The sequence below is a fragment of the Antarcticibacterium flavum genome, from assembly GCF_006159205.1.
GTDB lineage: Bacteria > Bacteroidota > Bacteroidia > Flavobacteriales > Flavobacteriaceae > Gillisia > Gillisia flava.
This window is the reverse complement of record NZ_CP040812.1, coordinates 2,883,703-2,899,613: the sequence shown is the minus strand read 5'-3', so window position 1 is coordinate 2,899,613 and position 15,911 is coordinate 2,883,703. Positions and strand designations below refer to the sequence as shown.

Annotated in this window: 14 protein-coding genes; 4 read left to right on the top strand and 10 right to left on the bottom strand. The window is 42.4% G+C overall.

Features of this window, described 5'->3' with window-relative positions; all coding sequences use genetic code 11:
- Positions 1-16 precede the first annotated feature (16 nt).
- Entirely contained in the window at positions 17-2,176 is a 2,160-nt protein-coding gene (locus FHG64_RS12525) for a xanthine dehydrogenase family protein molybdopterin-binding subunit (RefSeq protein ID WP_139066724.1), read from the bottom strand.
- Positions 2,176-2,649: a (2Fe-2S)-binding protein gene (locus FHG64_RS12520; RefSeq protein WP_139066723.1), complete on the bottom strand. Its 474-nt coding sequence runs from the start codon at positions 2,647-2,649 to the stop codon at positions 2,176-2,178. Before FHG64_RS12520 ends, FHG64_RS12525 begins: the two co-directional genes overlap by 1 nt.
- Positions 2,650-2,846: 197 nt before the next feature.
- On the opposite strand from FHG64_RS12520, the gene FHG64_RS12515 reads away from it, so the two are divergent.
- Together FHG64_RS12515 and FHG64_RS12510 are read left to right on the top strand one after the other, a co-directional pair.
- Positions 2,847-4,319: an SLC13 family permease gene (locus FHG64_RS12515; protein ID WP_139066722.1), complete on the top strand. Its 1,473-nt coding sequence runs from the start codon at positions 2,847-2,849 to the stop codon at positions 4,317-4,319.
- A 216-nt stretch (positions 4,320-4,535) separates the two neighbouring features.
- Positions 4,536-5,168, top strand: a complete 633-nt coding sequence (locus FHG64_RS12510; RefSeq protein WP_139066721.1) for a hypothetical protein — start codon at positions 4,536-4,538, stop codon at positions 5,166-5,168.
- A 530-nt stretch (positions 5,169-5,698) separates the two neighbouring features.
- Here the strand turns inward: FHG64_RS12510 and clpX are convergent.
- The 8 genes from clpX to FHG64_RS12465 form a co-directional block, all read right to left on the bottom strand.
- Complete coding sequence (gene clpX, locus FHG64_RS12500) at positions 5,699-6,931, bottom strand: ATP-dependent Clp protease ATP-binding subunit ClpX (RefSeq protein WP_139066720.1); 1,233 nt, start codon at positions 6,929-6,931, stop codon at positions 5,699-5,701.
- 154 nt (positions 6,932-7,085) lie between these two features.
- On the bottom strand, positions 7,086-7,763 hold the full coding sequence (gene clpP / locus FHG64_RS12495) for an ATP-dependent Clp endopeptidase proteolytic subunit ClpP (RefSeq protein ID WP_139066719.1): 678 nt from the start codon (positions 7,761-7,763) through the stop codon (positions 7,086-7,088).
- Positions 7,764-7,850: 87 nt separating this feature from the next.
- A complete protein-coding gene (tig, locus tag FHG64_RS12490) occupies positions 7,851-9,173 on the bottom strand; it encodes a trigger factor (RefSeq protein WP_139066718.1) in 1,323 nt (440 codons plus the stop codon).
- Positions 9,174-9,259: 86 nt separating this feature from the next.
- Positions 9,260-9,601, bottom strand: a complete 342-nt coding sequence (locus FHG64_RS12485) for a phage holin family protein (RefSeq protein WP_139066717.1) — start codon at positions 9,599-9,601, stop codon at positions 9,260-9,262.
- A gap of 162 nt (positions 9,602-9,763) precedes the next feature.
- Entirely contained in the window at positions 9,764-11,326 is a 1,563-nt protein-coding gene (locus FHG64_RS12480) for an SGNH/GDSL hydrolase family protein (protein WP_139066716.1), read from the bottom strand.
- 21 nt (positions 11,327-11,347) lie between these two features.
- Complete coding sequence (locus tag FHG64_RS12475; RefSeq protein ID WP_139066715.1) at positions 11,348-12,598, bottom strand: OmpP1/FadL family transporter; 1,251 nt, start codon at positions 12,596-12,598, stop codon at positions 11,348-11,350.
- A 109-nt stretch (positions 12,599-12,707) separates the two neighbouring features.
- Entirely contained in the window at positions 12,708-13,481 is a 774-nt protein-coding gene (locus tag FHG64_RS12470; protein WP_139066714.1) for an alpha/beta fold hydrolase, read from the bottom strand.
- Positions 13,481-14,194, bottom strand: coding sequence for a pyridoxine 5'-phosphate synthase (locus FHG64_RS12465; RefSeq protein WP_139066713.1), 714 nt, complete (start codon positions 14,192-14,194; stop codon positions 13,481-13,483). The genes FHG64_RS12470 and FHG64_RS12465 overlap by 1 nt, the downstream gene beginning before the upstream one ends.
- Positions 14,195-14,286: 92 nt before the next feature.
- On the opposite strand from FHG64_RS12465, the gene FHG64_RS12460 reads away from it, so the two are divergent.
- Complete coding sequence (locus FHG64_RS12460; RefSeq protein WP_139066712.1) at positions 14,287-14,943, top strand: CBS domain-containing protein; 657 nt, start codon at positions 14,287-14,289, stop codon at positions 14,941-14,943.
- A gap of 35 nt (positions 14,944-14,978) precedes the next feature.
- Positions 14,979-15,863, top strand: a complete 885-nt coding sequence (locus tag FHG64_RS12455) for an NAD kinase (protein ID WP_139066711.1) — start codon at positions 14,979-14,981, stop codon at positions 15,861-15,863.
- The last annotated feature ends 48 nt before the right edge of the window (positions 15,864-15,911 follow it).

Sequence of the window (15,911 nt, the reverse complement as noted above, 5' to 3'; positions counted from 1 at the left end):
CTTTATATAAATATCACTAAAAATTTTTGTTTACCGGCAGGTCCCGCACTCTTTTTCCTGTTGCGTTGTAAATGGCATTTACAATAGCTGCAGCCGCTGGACCCTGTGCAGCCTCTCCTGCACCCAGAGGCTCTTCATTAGGACGATCTATTACTGCCACCTCAACTTCAGGAATATCTTCAAATCTAAAAATAGGGTAACTGCCCCAGTCTACACTCTCCACGTGGTCCTCGTTGAATTTTACTTCCTCCATCATCGTCCAGCTCGCACTTTGGATCATTCCGCCTTCAGTTTGATTCTTTAATCCGTCGGGATTAATAATTTCTCCTGAATCTATGGCACCCCACATCTTTCTTACCTTCATCTCTCCCTCTACCAACTCTGTTATTGCTGCAACGGCAAAGTAGGAGGCAGAATTCTTATAGCGGGAAAAAGCATATCCTATTCCCTGATTTTCCTTTAGCCGGGTTGAAGATGCCATTTCCCTCACCCTGACAAGTACATCTCTTGCACGGGGATCATCCAGATGCGCCAGCCTGAATTCCACAGGATCCCGGCCTGCCTTCTCTGCCAGCTCATCCATAAAACTCTCAATAGCAAAGATATTTGCATAGGCCCCCAGACTTCTTAATGCTGAGACCCTTAAAGGACCGTCAAAAAAATTGGCTTCCACCTGCAAATTTGGAATGCGGTAATAAGGTTGGGAATTACGATAACCACCCCCAAGGAATCCGCTTAACTTAACTTTTTCAGTACCTTCATAATAGATGGTGGGTAACAAGTTCTCCTTTTTCCCACCCGGCCTGGTGCTGTGCGTATCACTCCAGAGTTCATAATTCCATTTGAAAATCATTCCTGAAGCATCCAATTCCCCCTGAAGCTCCATGATCATTGCACTTCCAAAAGGTTCCCAGGCGTGCTCCTCCTCACGGGTCCACTGGAGTTTTATATGTGTGTTGGGATGCTCAATTGCAAATAATGCCACTTCTGCTGCAACATCATCGGCCCCATTATGTCCATAGCAACCTGAACCGGGAACTCCTTTTACCAGTATCTTTTCCTCCGGCAAACCTGTTAAATCACTTAAGGCCGCCCTAAGAGGATAAACTCCCTGGCTATGGGTCCAAATGTGCAATACGTCTTCATTATAATAACCAACCGCACAGGAAGGCCCTATCGAACCATGCATTATATAAGGTTTGAAGTAACATGATTTTATAGAGTCATTCCCAAAGTTCACACTCCCCTGTTTCACTACAGATTCGTACTGCGTGGTAAGTCCCGGCAAATACTCTTTGAGGTCTTTGCCTGCCGGAAGTTTTTTCTTTATTTCCCAGGTGCAATCATCAGCCAGGAGCTTCAGGGCTTCTTCAGCCTGATATTCGTCTTTGGCGAGTACGCCTATAAAATTGTTCTTTCTTATTACCCTCACCACATCCTCCAGTGCCTCTGCTCTTTCTTTATTAAATTCAGTAAGATGGGCATCATAAGCGAGCGGACGCAAGACCCTGGCGAATAACATTCCCTTAAACCTCATATCCTGCACATAGACAGAATTGCCCCTGGCCATGATACTAATGTCTTCCCTTAAGACCGGTTGTCCTACTATGACGTGGTCCTTCTTGCCCTTTACAAGAACTACTTCTGGGAGGACCTCCTCAATATGCTCCCCTTCAAGTATATCTGCCAGGGAATAAGCCTGTCCCGTGACCCCGGTAAAAACCATCCCATCCTTTAAATACAGATCCTCTCTCTTCAGGTCATATTTTTGAGCTGCCCGGTCCAGCAGGATTGCAGAAGCCGCTGCCGTCGCCCGCCTTATTGTCATTGCACTGCGCGCGATGGAATTGCTTCCTGCAGTGTAGCCTTCATTGGGGGTTACCCCGGTTTCAGCAAGATGCACCTCAACAAGGTCAATATCCATATTTAATTCCTCTGCCGCTACCTGGGCGATCGCAATTCGAATCCCCTGCCCCAACTCCATTTTCCCGGTATAGATCCTTACCTGGCCATCTTCCAGTATCTGCACCCAATCTGAAATGAGATTGTCCAGGTTCACATCTTCAGGAAAGGCTTCACAATCCTCTGTTATTGCCCATGCTAATCCAGGCACCACGCTTATTCCCACGGCCACATAACCTGTTGTTTTTATAAAATTTCTTCTGGATGTCTTCATTATCGCGAGGTCTTTAAGCTGGCAGTTTCCACTGCCTTAATGATCCTGCTGTGAGTGCCGCACCTGCACAATACCCGGTCCAGGCCCTCCAGGATCTCTTCCCTGCCGGGCTTCTTATTTTTTTCCAGAAGGGCCACGCCAGAGATCAACATTCCGTTAAGACAAAATCCGCATTGGGCCGCCTGCTCCTCATAGAATGCCTCCTGTAAGGGGTGCAGTTTACCGGTATCCTCCTGCAGACCTTCAAGAGTGACGATCTTTAAATCCTTAAGGGCACTCACCGGTAGCCGGCAACTGGGTGTTGACTCCCCATCGAGAAGAACCATACAGGAACCACATTGTTGCAACCCACAGCCATATTTGGGGCCGTTGAGCTCCAGATTATTTCGCAACACATATAATAAAGGCGTGGCAGGATCTACATTTACCGTGTGCTGTTTTCCGTTTACGCGCAGGGTGATCTCTTCTTTCATCGGCACTTTTTTAAATTTATATAGAGGGCTTTCAGCTATATATCCTGGGAGTCAATACTCTCTTTCTAAATATAGCAAATTCTTTCGGTAAGGAAAGGATGAGAAATTTCTTTTCCGGCTGAAGGAAGAGAACAAATAAGCACCAGCAACAGGGGAAAATTTAATATCTTTCAGCAAATCTTAAGCACTTCATTCGCATGAACCCAATCCTGCGCGCATTTATCCTGGCTTGCGGCCCCGTTATTTTTATAATAATGCAGCTTACAGGAGCCCCGGAAACTTTGCCTGAAGCTGCTTATGATGTACTGGGGGTAACCATTTGGATGGCCCTCTGGTGGGTCACCGAGGTTGTTCCCATAGCCGTAACCGCATTACTCCCAATAGTGCTTTTTCCCCTAACCGGAGCCTTACCAATTGATAACACTACAGCGGCCTATGGCCATAAATATGTATTCCTCTACCTGGGCGGGTTTATGGTGGCTGTTGCTATAGAAAGATGGAACCTGCATAGAAGGATCGCCCTTACCATCATTTATTTTATTGGTAGTAATATTAAGATGATCATTCTTGGGTTTATGTTGGCCTCGGCATTTTTATCCATGTGGATCTCCAATACTGCCACTTCTGTTATGATGCTCCCTATTGGCACAGCCATCATTAGCCAGCTAAAGGACAATCCGGCTACGGTAGAGAATGAGAACAGCCTGTTTGGAAAAGCACTTATGCTGGCCATTGCTTACAGCGCTTCTATTGGGGGAATAGGTACCTTAATAGGCACGCCGCCCAATCTTGTGTTTGCCGGGATAGTAGAGGAAATGTATGGAATAAAGATCAGTTTTTTCCAATGGGCAACTTTAGGAATGCCGGTTTCCATTCTTATGTTATTCATTTGCTGGAAATACCTGGTGAATGTTGCCTTTAAATTTGGGAAAAGCACCCTTCCGGGAGGAAAAGAGGAGATCGAAAGGCTAAAAACCAATCTGGGCAGGATGGGAATACAGGAAAAGAGGGTGCTGTGGGTATTTGTGCTAACTGCCTTCTTTTGGATCACCCGTCCATTTTTGCTGCAGCCGGTCATTCCATTTATAGATGACACTATAATTGCGATCATCGCGGCTGTATGCCTATTTATTATCCCTGCAGGTACAGGCGGAAGAAACCTGTTAACCTGGGAGGAGGCTGTAAATATCCCCTGGGGAATCATTTTACTTTTTGGGGGAGGTATGGCCCTGGCAAAGGCTTTTGGTGATACCGGGCTGGCTGTGTGGATTGGGGAACAATTGATCAATCTTCAAAACCTGCCTTTGCTTCTTTTGATCCTTATCCTGGTAGCCGCTGTGAATTTCCTTACAGAGGTCACTTCCAATTTGGCCACCACCGCTATGTTGCTTCCCATCCTTGCCACCATGGCCCTTGCCCTGCAAATTCATCCTTTTACACTTATGGTAAGTGCCACACTTGCGGCCTCCTGCGCCTTTATGCTGCCCGTAGCCACACCTCCAAATGCGGTGGTATTTGGCTCTGGCCACCTGCACATCCCAGATATGATGAAAGCGGGATTATGGATGAACCTTATATCCATCCTCATTATTACCCTGCTGGTTTACCTTCTACTCCCCTACCTGTGGAGTTTTGATCCTGCAGTAATTCCGAAAAATATGCAGTTATAGAGTTTCATTAGTCTTTAATCCTGAAGCCTCTTTTTATATACAGCGGGCAATATCATCCCCGCCCCCGTTGGCTTTAAATTTAAGTGGGCTTAGATTCTCATTGTCGGGCAGCAGAAATTATATGACATCTTTCCTAGGAGTACTTCTTTAATAAATTATTATTGATTTATAACAAAATTTTAATAAATTTATTGAATAATCACAAACCCCAATCAAATGATGAAACCTACTTTAAAATTTTTAGGATTATTCCTATGTACAGGTATCCTGGTATCCTGTAGTGCAGACCCCGAAGAAGTGCCTCAATTAAGTGCTTTGGAGAAAGAGCTTCAACTGGAGCATAATGGCGTACTTGAAATTGAAAACAATACCTACCTTTTCAAAGATGCTGAAACCGCTAAATTCCTGGGCGGTGACCTTGATTACAGTTTTAATTACAGCAATGAACTGGAATTTGAATTAGTGGAGAGAACCACCAGACACCCGGGAGCAGATATATTAGTAAAGAATCCCGCAAGTGATGAATATATTATTTTTACTCATATAGTTGAATTAAGCAATGGTGGGTTTAAATTTAACCTGGAATTCAGCAACGGAGTAATTATTAATAGTGTTAGGTATTTTCCTTCAAAGGATAAAACAGAAAAATGGCATGACGTCTGGATCATCCAGCCAGATTCAGAATTAACAGGGGCACTTATTGAAAGTGCCAACACTGCGATAAATGCAGATTGCCGGGCTGCTGTAAATGTTTGTAACAGAAGCGGGGGGAAAGCCCTGGTGAATTATCACAGCGGCAGCATTTGGTTTGCCACTGCAGCTGCGTGTGAGGTGCAGTGTTTAGATTAGAATAAATCAATTAGATTTTAAAAGAGCAGGACTTTAGGTTTTGCTCTTTTTTTATTTTTGGCGTATTACAACCATTAAAGCGAAATAGAATAACATCATTTATATCGTATTGCTTCCAGCCACCTCAGGAATTGGGACTATAGTTGGAATGCTGCCAATTTCATTACGATATGCACTAAAAACCGGGAACATCTTTTTGCGTCTCTACCGTCACCAATATCACCAAACCGTCCTCCAACAAAAAACAAATTTGAACCGCAATCCCGAAATCTGGGATCTATTAACTGCAGAATTAAAATTGGGATAACAACACTGGCCCGGTCTAGAGATTCAAATTTCGCCTGGTACTCGCGATCTCATGATCACCTATTACGGAATGAAAATCCTTTCTTCAAAATTTCTCATTATATAAAGAACAACCCTATAAATTGGCAAGATGACATTTTTTACAATTTTTAAATTGGACAAGTCCAATCAACAAAAAAACCATCCGCTTCAGGATGGTTTTTTTATTTATGATTTATTACTCTTTAGGAAACTGCTTTCAGTTTATTAAGGGTAGATCTATTGAGTTTATCCTCGGCATACTCCCTGTCCACGATCAACTTTTTCTCATCTCCTTCCGGCATTTCGAACATGGCATCTGTAAGAATGGCTTCACATAAGGAACGAAGGCCCCTTGCGCCAAGTTTATATTCTATTGCCTGATCTACGATATAATCAAGTGCATCATCTTTTATCTCAAAATGAATATCATCCATTTCAAAAAGCTTTTGATATTGCTTGATGATAGCATTCTTGGGCTCGGTAAGAATAGCTCTCAAAGTTTCCCTGTCCAGAGGATTCATATAGGTAAGGGCAGGTAAACGCCCTATGATCTCGGGTATCAACCCGTAATCCTTTAGATCCTTGGGAATTATATACTGTAATAAATTTGTACGCTCTACTTTATCATCACTCTTGGAAGCACTAAAGCCTACAGCCTGCATATTAAGCCTCTTGCTTATGTTGCGCTCAATACCATCGAACGCCCCTCCAGCAATAAACAGGATGTTCTCTGTATCTACCTCGATAAACTTTTGATCTGGGTGTTTCCTGCCTCCTTTTGGCGGCACATTCACAGTAGTTCCTTCAAGCAACTTAAGTAAGGCCTGTTGTACTCCCTCTCCACTAACATCACGGGTAATAGATGGGTTATCACTCTTTCTGGCAATCTTATCTATCTCATCTATAAATACGATCCCATGCTGGGCCTTATCCACATTATAGTCTGCCGCCTGCAATAATTTTGTCAAAATACCCTCTACATCCTCACCTACATAACCTGCCTCGGTTAAAACAGTAGCATCAACAATGGCCAGGGGCACATTAAGCATTCTTGAAATGGTCTTTGCCATAAGGGTCTTACCTGTACCGGTTTCCCCAACCATTACAATATTACTCTTCTGGATCTCTATATCATCATCACTCTTAGGCTGCAGTAGTCTCTTATAGTGATTGTAAACGGCCACAGACATGACCTTCTTTGTATTTTCCTGTCCAATTATATATTCATCAAGAAAGGCTTTGATAGCCTTTGGCTTGCTTAGCATAAGGTCTGCAGAGAGTTCTTTTGCCTCCCCCTGCTTGGATTCCTCCAATACTATGCCGTGCGCCTGTTCTATACATTTATCACATATATGCGCATCAAGACCTGCAATCAATAAATTGGTTTCAGGCTTTTTCCTTCCACAGAAGGAACATTCTAAATCATCTTTCGCCATAATCATATTATTTCGAGGCTAAAAAGTAATGGAAATCCAAAGATATTCCTATACCTAAAAAAACCTAATTTGGTTCATCAAAACCAGGAAGGTTCTCCCTTTTTACCTCTTCTATTTAATCTTCTTTATCCCTTTTCCTCAGGAAGCAGGACAATTAACTTTCCCTGCTAAGCACCTCATCAATCATACCATATTCCTTCGCCCTGTCTGCCTTCATCCAGAAATCCCTGTCGCTATCCTCCTCGATCTTTTCAAAAGGCTGCCCTGTATGGTGTGCGATAATATCATATAACTCCTTTTTAAGGGAGATTATTTCCCTTGCAGTGATTTCAATATCACTGGCCTGTCCCTGGGCGCCACCCATTGGCTGGTGTATCATAACCCTGGAGTGCGGCAGCCCGCTTCTTTTCCCCTTGGTACCTGCACAAAGAAGAACTGCTCCCATAGAAGCTGCCATTCCCGTACAAATTGTCGCCACATCGGGCTTGATGAACTGCATGGTATCATAGATACCAAGGCCCGCATAAACACTCCCCCCGGGAGAATTGATGTAAATTTGAATATCCTTGGAAGCATCTGTACTCTCAAGGAACAGCATTTGGGCCTGTATAATATTCGCCACCTGGTCATTTACCTGGGTGCCTAAAAATATGATCCTGTCCATCATCAATCTTGAAAAGACATCCATCGCGACAGCATTCATTTGTCTTTCCTCAATAATATTAGGGGTCATCCCTACCGGGATCATACTGGTGATTATCTTATCGTAATAATTGCTATTTATGCCGTGATGCTTGGTGGCATATTTCCCGAATTCTTTTCCGTAATCCATAGCGTTCCTATTCTCTGTTTTTAAAGTAAATAAGGCGTTACCCCTATTGGTTAACGCCTTAAAGATATGTATAAATTTTAAGAAAGTCTACTTGTAGATCTCTTTAACAAAGTCTTCATAAGTCACTTCTTTCTCTTCCAATTTGATGTTCTCCTTGTAAAAATCAAGCAGCTTTTCATTCATTAATTGTTCTGAAAGCCTTTTTACCTCATCCTGATTTGAAAGCACTCTTGCAGCGATATCATCCAGTTCTTTTTCTGAAGGGTTCATCTGGCCAAATTGCGCCATTTGCTCCTTGATCCTGTCTGTAGCAAAAGCTTTAAGGTCCTCAAATTTAACTTCAAGGTTGTTTTCCCGAATAAGTTTACCTTCTATAAGCTGAAAGCGAAGTCCCTGCTCACTCTTTTCATACTCTTCCTTTGCCTCTTCTTCAGTTAAAGGCTTCTCACCTACTGTTTGGATCCACTTTTGAAGAAATTCCTTTGGAAGGTCAAATTTATTGTTTTCGATAAGCGCTTCAGTTACATCATTAAGCAACTGCTGGTCGCTTTGCTGCTTGAATTGCTTCGCTGCATCCTCCTTGATCTTTTCCTTAAGATCTTCTACAGATTTTACCTCATCCTTCCCGAATAACTTATCAAAAAGCTCCTGGTCCAGCTCAGCCAGTTCCTGCTTGTTGATTTCTGAAATTGTAAAAGAAACCTCAATATCCAGCCCATGGGCTTTATCGTGATCTACCTTTAAAACATCCTGAAATTTGTGGTCATCCTCAAAAAGGCCTTTGGTGTTTATTGTAATTGTATCTCCTACTTTAGCACCGAGGAATTTTTCTCTTTGCTCTTTCCCGTCAATGTTTTCAAGTGGCAAAGAAATTTCATTCTCAATTCCTTCCTCCTCATTTTTAAAAGTACCTGCAACAACATCACCTTCCTCCACAACATCCTTGGAAACAAGTTTCCCATATTGTTTACGTATGTGGGTGATCTGGTTTTCGATCATCTCATCTCCAGCTACGATCTTATAGTGTGTAATTGGTTCTTTTGTTTCAAGATTTACATCAAACTGTGGAGAAAGACCAAGTTCAAATTCAAACGAATAGTTCTCCTGGTCCCAGTCAAAATTCTCCTGCTCCTTAGGAAGAGGATTCCCCAGAACATCCAATTTCTCTTCAGTTAAATATTTATTGAGGGCATCCTGCAATAATTTGTTCACCTCGTCTACCAGCACGGCTTTCCCGTATTGTTTCTTTACCATCCCCATTGGAACATGGCCTTTTCTAAATCCCGGAATATTGGCATTTTTGCGATAATCCTTTAGGATCTTTTCTACTTTGCCGCTATAATCCTCTTTTGCGATATCTACTTTAACGATCGCATTCAAATCATCAATATTCTCTCTGGTAATATTCATCTTAACGTGTTATAAAAATTGGAGTGCAAAAGTACGTATTTTTTGTTTGCACGCAAAGTTTCAATTAGCTGAATTTCAGCCGGATTCTAATCTTCTGCAAGAAGGGAAAAAAGCACAGATTGTATTATGGACAGCAACAGGCTGAAAATAAGCGCAACCCAGAATCCGTCAACATTGAATCCACTAATGAACGCATCTACCAGGAGAATAATTATCGCATTTATAACCAATAGAAACAGGCCAAAGGTTATGATGGTCACCGGCAGGGTAAACAGGATGAGTATTGGTTTAACGATAATGTTCAGAATAGACAGCACCACCGCCACCAATACCGCTGTAAGATATCCGGCTACAGTCACCCCGGGTAAAAAATAAGCCAATAGTACAACCACCAGGGCAGTCATAAGTATACGTATAAGTAGTTTCATAATTCTATCATTTATTTTTAAATAGGATAATCCAAATCAATTTGCGGGGATTACATCTTTTCAAATATTACATAAAAATTTTCTTTAACAAAATTGCAAAAAAAAGCGCCGGGATTTCCCGGCGCTTAAGAGTTTTAAGATAATATTATATAAGATCGCTCCTTATTGTGGATTGTTACTTATTGTAACCGTAGGATAATTACCAACATTCACCCGCGGTACGGTGGCGTTATAGGTTTGATTTATATTCTCGATAATCTCATTTGCAATAACCGCATAACCTCTTGGGGTTGGATGAACCCCATCAAGGGAATAGGCACCACCTGTAACAAAGGTAGAGGTAACCACCCCTGCATCATAAGGTATCCCACCATTGGCCATTTGAGTTAACAGCCTGTTGGTATCAACGTGAGCAAGGCCATTTGCCTGTGCCACCTGTCTTATCGTATTATTATAAGCTGTGGTTGCTGCTTTAATATTTGCGATCTCTTCCATATCCAGAGCATCCTTGTCATCAATTCCATCAACGGCATCCAGAACAAGTTGTGCCTGTTCCTGGGTAGGCTGGCCTCCCTGTTGTAATATTCCAAGCACCTGCATCACCTCTGGAGTTAGCCTCACAGAACCATACCCCTGTGCCAGGGCGGCCTGGTCTATAGTTAGTACCAGCATTTCCTCTGCAGTCATTTGGCGAAAACCTAAAGGATTTGATTGTGAAACCGGAACATCAATAAGAAACCTGTTAGGGCCTTCATTAAAGGTGATCGCGTATTGAGATGCAAGAGCCTGTGCCTGTGGAGCAGGTACGCCCTGAGCTATTAAACCTTGTGTAAAAATGCCGGCAACGGCCTGGAAAAATCCTGTAAGGTTACCTGCGGTTGCAGCATCCAGCGCAAGGGCATTATTTGGAACAGTAGTAAAATAAGGAACAGCTGTAACATCTGGAATATTGATCAACACACCCTCTGCCCCGTTGGCGGTAAGAGCTGTTACCATTTGAGAATATACCGCTGCAAATACGTTAGGATCTGTAATATCGTTACTTCCATAGGATGTTGGATCCATATTACCTGTACGGTCCTCTCCCACTCCACCGGAAGTAGCATAGCCCAATACATCGTTATTCCCAATCCAAAGAGAAAAGAAAGTTGGGTCCTGTGCCAGAGCATCTTCCAGCACTGTAGCCTGGGGAGAAGAGGCAAATCTTACAAAATATGGGTTGGCAGTTCCTGCCGCCACTCCTGTAATGTCCCCATAACCGGGAGCCACCAAATGATAACTTTTGGCACCGGGAGCACCTAAATTCCCAAATGGGCCGCTAAGTACATTTGTGATATCTGTTGTAGGAGCAACGTTATAGATCACCGGGGATGGGTTCCCACTACTACCAACAGCCAGGATTCTCCTGTTTGTCGTAATTTGAGTCCCTGCTGCCAGCAAACCTCCGGCATTATCAGCCATTAAAGGCTGGGTAAATTCATTTGTTTGCTGCACTTTTTCAAATTGCTGTGCAAGAATGTTAGGATAGGAGTTTTCCTGTCCTGTTATATATAAAGCACCATCTGCATAACCGGCTGTAAGGGAATTCCCTAAAGCCACGTAGTTAGTGAAATCTGCTTCCCCACTGGAGTAAAAGCCGGGTTCATCTATGGGATTTTCAAGTTCCGGTTCACAGGCAACAAAACCTAATGCCAGGAGCGGTAAAAATTTTAAATAATTTTTCATTTTATAAACTGGTTTATAATATTATAATTTATACGAAATTCCCAGCCCCGGGATGAAAGCACTGGATTTATATCTTCCTGCAAAAGGGGCAGCCTGGCCATTCTCGAAATAATAGTCATAGGATGCCTCAACCTCTTCAAATCTTATATATAAAAATGCAGCATCTATAGATAGCTTGTCACTAAGGTTTAAGGAAAGACCACCTGTGAATCCATTAGAGTCATTTCTAGGGGTCTCTGGTGCAAAATATCCATCCTGAACCGGGGATTCATCAAAGTAATAACCTGCTCTTAAGGTGAATAAATTACTTGCTTCATACTGTAATCCAAACCTGTAAATAGAAGCATCCTTGTAATTTCTGGCGTTCTCTGAATCTGGAATATTAGGATCTGCAAATTGCAGGTCAAGGGAATCGTATACACTCCAAAGAGTTTGGTTGGCATCAAATGCAAACAACCATTTCTCACTGAACTGGTAGGCAAGCCCAAAACTCACCTCTGCCGGTAAAGGCAAGGCAGCATTGAAGGTAGTATTCCTGAAAGGAGTAAGAGGGGAATTAGGAATATTGGAGAAAGTAGCCTCCCCGCCCTCAGCTTCCATGATGATCTCAGACCTGTAGTTAAATCCTACCCTAAAATTATCTGTTGGAGAGAAGGTCGCACTGGCAGACCATCCCCAGGCCGTAACTCCACTGGCGTCCACAGTAACATTGGATCTGTTTCCCTCAATATCGGTTAAAGTTCGGTTTAGGTTACGGTTAAGGTTTACACTACCGGTCACATATATTGGCCCACCACCAAAACTAAGGTGATCATTCAGTTTAAAAGAAACCAACGGTTGCACATATATAGCCTGCAGGTCAATATTATTTACTAGATGTGACCCTACCCAGTCATCCTCCCAGGAAACCGCACTTCCATAAGGAGTATAGGCAGCTAGACCTACCGCAAGCCAGTCATTAAGTTTATAAGAAGCATACAGGTAAAAAGGTGTCCCAACGGGACTATCGGTACGGGCTATGTTGCCAAATTCATCATTTTGATACACAACATCAGAAAATACAGCGCTTGCACCTGCAGATACATTTAATTTATTCTCAAGATAGACAAGACCGGAAGGGTTAAAGAAGCCAAGCTCTGCACTGTTGATTACAGCCACCCCGGTGTGCCCCATACCAAGGGCCCGCTGCCCCTGCAAACTTACACGATACCCACCGGCATATACAATAGCAGATGCTAACGTAAATACCGTTAGGAAAAATAATTTTTTCATAATAGATTTTGGATTTGAAATTTTCTTTTGGATAATGAACTGCCCAAAAATAGCATAAATTAAAGATTTAGCAATTATAAACGGTAAATATTATGCATACATAATATTTTTATTTATTATCCAAATATTGTTTTACAGTATTGTAGAATTCCTTCTGTTTTTCGGCATGCACCCAATGTCCCGCTCCAGATATTTCTTCGAGCCGGACATTAGGAAAATGAAGATCGATCAAAGGCTTATCATCTACAGTGATATAGTTGGATTTTCCTCCTTTAACAAAGAGGGTTTCCTTATCAAATTTGATCCCGGAACCCAGAGCTTTCCCCACCTCCTCAACATTTTCCTTCAGGACCTCAAGATTAAGACGAAGGGCCAGTTTTTCTTTAGTTTTCCAGTAAAGATTTTTCAACAGGAAAAGACGAATCCCTTTTTCCTTTATAAACTTGGAAAGAAAATCTTCGGCTTCACCCCTGGATGTAAGGGAAGCTTCATCAAGAGCCGTAAGCCCTTCCAGGATTTGCTGGTGATGAGGGGAATAATAGCGTGGGCTTATATCTACCACGATCAACTTTTCAACCAAATATGGGGCCTCCCCGGCAACCTGCATAGCAACCTTACCACCCATAGAGTGCCCCAGCAGGACTATATTCTCCAAATTCCTCTTCTCACAATAGGCTACTACATCCTGCGCCATACTACTATAATTCATTTCATCAATGTGAGGGCTCCTCCCGTGGTTTCGCTGGTCCAGCAAATGAACCTCATAGCCGTCCTCTGCAAATTGGTTGCCAAGGGTCTTCCAGTTATCGCCCATTCCCAGGAAGCCATGTAAAATTATAAAAGGTTTGCCCTCCCCTATGATACTTGAATGAAGATCTATCATTATTGCAATAGTTTTAAATATTTCTGAATAGTAGTTTCCAACCCAAGATAAAGGGACTCGGTAATAAGCGCATGCCCAATGGAAACTTCCAGAAGGCCCGGCACCTGTTCCCTGAAGTATCTTATATTGTCAAGAGAAAGGTCATGCCCGGCATTTACACCCATTCCGGCATCTGTTGCAGCCTGTGCACATTGAGCATAGATCTTTACCGCTTCCATATCCCCTTTTTCATATGCCTTCGCATAATCTTCGGTATAAAGTTCGATCCTGTTGGACCCGGTATCCAGGGCGTGGTCCACCATTGCCAAATCGGGATCAAGGAAAATGGAAGTGCGTATGCCGTTATTATTGAACTCAGCTATCACTTCTTTTAAAAAATCCTTATGCTTTTTGGCATTCCATCCTGCATTGGAGGTGATGGCATCTTCAGCATCCGGAACCAGAGTAACCTGCTCTGGCTTTACTTCCAGCACCAGGTCAATGAACTTAGTTACAGGATTACCTTCTATATTAAACTCTGTAGTGATAATAGGTTTAAGTTCCCTTACATCGCTATATCTTATATGCCGCTCATCTGGACGGGGATGCACAGTTATTCCCTGTGCGCCAAACTTTTCTATATTCCTGGTAAAATCAGGAAGGTTTGGAACATTCCCACCCCGTGCGTTTCTAAGGGTTGCTATTTTATTAATATTTACGCTTAGTTTCGTCATTGTGTTTTGGGTTTGAATTAACAAAAATACAAAGATGGGGATGCCTTAATGAATATAATTTTAATTAATTTGCAATTAAATGCTGCCCGATTATGAGTATCGAACCTTTCATCCTTAATGATATTGAAATTTGTAACCTGGACAATAAAATAAGGGACCTGCAAATCATATTTAATGAACTCTCCTATTCTCACCTTCCCGTAGAGAAAGACGGGGTATACCTGGGATGTATAAGCGATACAGATATTCGCTGCCTGGAAGGGGATAAAACCCTGGCAGATTACCAATATATCCTGGATGGCTTTTTTGCCAGGGAAGATGATCACTGGCTGGAAACCCTGCAAACCTTTGCTTTAAACCAAACCAATATCCTGCCGGTGCTAAGCCATGAGAATAAATATCTTGGGTACCTGGAATTACATGACATTATCAATTCCTTTAATGAAACTCCTTTCCTTAATGAACCCGGCGGCATACTTGTCCTGGAAAAAGGGGCAAGGGAATATTCCTTTAGCGAGGTAGGCCAAATCGTGGAATCCCATAATGCAGCTATGCTGGGAATGTTTGTTTCCTCCAAGGAGAACGACCTTACTCAAATCACACTTAAATTAAGCACTACCGGCCTCAATGAGATCCTACAAACCTTCCGCAGGTATGGTTACACTATAGTTTCAGATCATCAGGAAGACAGTTTTAGAGAAAATCTCAGAGACAGGTCAGATTATTTGGACAAGTACCTTAAAATGTAACGAAGGGAAACACCACACCCAAACCAAGTTAAAAAATGAAAGTAGGCATTTACGGTCAATTTTATCACCAGGATTCCGGAAGGTATATCCAGGAACTTCTTACTGCTTTGGAAAATGAAAATATCCAGGTTGTAATCGAAAAGGAGTTCCTGTCACTCATACAGGAAAACAAAACCGTAACCCGGGAATACAGCCATTTTAGCACCTTTGAAGAATTGGATAACAGTTATGATCTATTCTTTAGCATAGGAGGGGATGGTACAATTTTAAAATCTATAAATTTCATTAGGGATCTTAAGATCCCCATTCTTGGCATCAATACAGGCAGACTGGGATTTCTGGCTACAATACAAAAGGAGGAGATAGAAGAAACGATCTCAACAATTTTGCGAAAGGATTATTCCATTTCTGAAAGAACAGTACTTTGCCTGGAAACAGATCCTAAAAGCCCGGAGATTGGAGAGAATAATTTTGCCTTAAATGAAATTGCGGTAAGCCGAAAGAACACCACCTCGATGATAACGGTTGAGACCTGGCTGGATGACAAATGCCTTACCTCCTATTGGGCAGATGGATTAATTATCTCCACCCCTACAGGTTCTACAGGCTATTCCTTAAGTTGCGGGGGGCCTGTGATAGTGCCCAACACCAATGCTTTAGTTATAACACCTATTGCCCCACATAATCTCAATGCACGCCCCCTGGTAATACAGGACAGTACAAAGATCACCCTTAAGGTCTCAGGCCGTGAAGATTTCTTCCTTGTTTCAATGGATTCCAGACTTGCTACCCTAAGCAACGACACCAGGATCACTATAAAAAGAGCCCCTTTTAATATTAGCATGGTGGAGCTTCACAGGGATAGCTTTTTAAAAACCCTGCGTAAAAAATTATTATGGGGTGAGGACCGCAGGAACTAAACAATAAATCCTTCTAAAAGCTGTTTATAAACATATACTAATAGCCTC

Excerpts from the sequence above, each read along its gene's own strand:
- FHG64_RS12515 (WP_139066722.1), top strand. The coding sequence starts at position 2,847 with ATGAACCCAATCCTGCGCGCATTTATCCTGGCTTGCGGCCCCGTTATT.
- FHG64_RS12470 (WP_139066714.1), bottom strand. The coding sequence starts at position 13,481 with ATGATAGATCTTCATTCAAGTATCATAGGGGAGGGCAAACCTTTTATA.
- FHG64_RS12525 (WP_139066724.1), bottom strand. The coding sequence starts at position 2,176 with ATGAAGACATCCAGAAGAAATTTTATAAAAACAACAGGTTATGTGGCC.
- FHG64_RS12485 (WP_139066717.1), bottom strand. The coding sequence starts at position 9,601 with ATGAAACTACTTATACGTATACTTATGACTGCCCTGGTGGTTGTACTA.
- FHG64_RS12510 (WP_139066721.1), top strand. The coding sequence starts at position 4,536 with ATGATGAAACCTACTTTAAAATTTTTAGGATTATTCCTATGTACAGGT.
- clpX (WP_139066720.1), bottom strand. The coding sequence starts at position 6,931 with ATGGCGAAAGATGATTTAGAATGTTCCTTCTGTGGAAGGAAAAAGCCT.
- FHG64_RS12460 (WP_139066712.1), top strand. The coding sequence starts at position 14,287 with ATGAGTATCGAACCTTTCATCCTTAATGATATTGAAATTTGTAACCTG.
- FHG64_RS12520 (WP_139066723.1), bottom strand. The coding sequence starts at position 2,649 with ATGAAAGAAGAGATCACCCTGCGCGTAAACGGAAAACAGCACACGGTA.
- FHG64_RS12480 (WP_139066716.1), bottom strand. The coding sequence starts at position 11,326 with ATGAAAAATTATTTAAAATTTTTACCGCTCCTGGCATTAGGTTTTGTT.
- FHG64_RS12475 (WP_139066715.1), bottom strand. The coding sequence starts at position 12,598 with ATGAAAAAATTATTTTTCCTAACGGTATTTACGTTAGCATCTGCTATT.
- tig (WP_139066718.1), bottom strand. The coding sequence starts at position 9,173 with ATGAATATTACCAGAGAGAATATTGATGATTTGAATGCGATCGTTAAA.
- FHG64_RS12465 (WP_139066713.1), bottom strand. The coding sequence starts at position 14,194 with ATGACGAAACTAAGCGTAAATATTAATAAAATAGCAACCCTTAGAAAC.
- FHG64_RS12455 (WP_139066711.1), top strand. The coding sequence starts at position 14,979 with ATGAAAGTAGGCATTTACGGTCAATTTTATCACCAGGATTCCGGAAGG.
- clpP (WP_139066719.1), bottom strand. The coding sequence starts at position 7,763 with ATGGATTACGGAAAAGAATTCGGGAAATATGCCACCAAGCATCACGGC.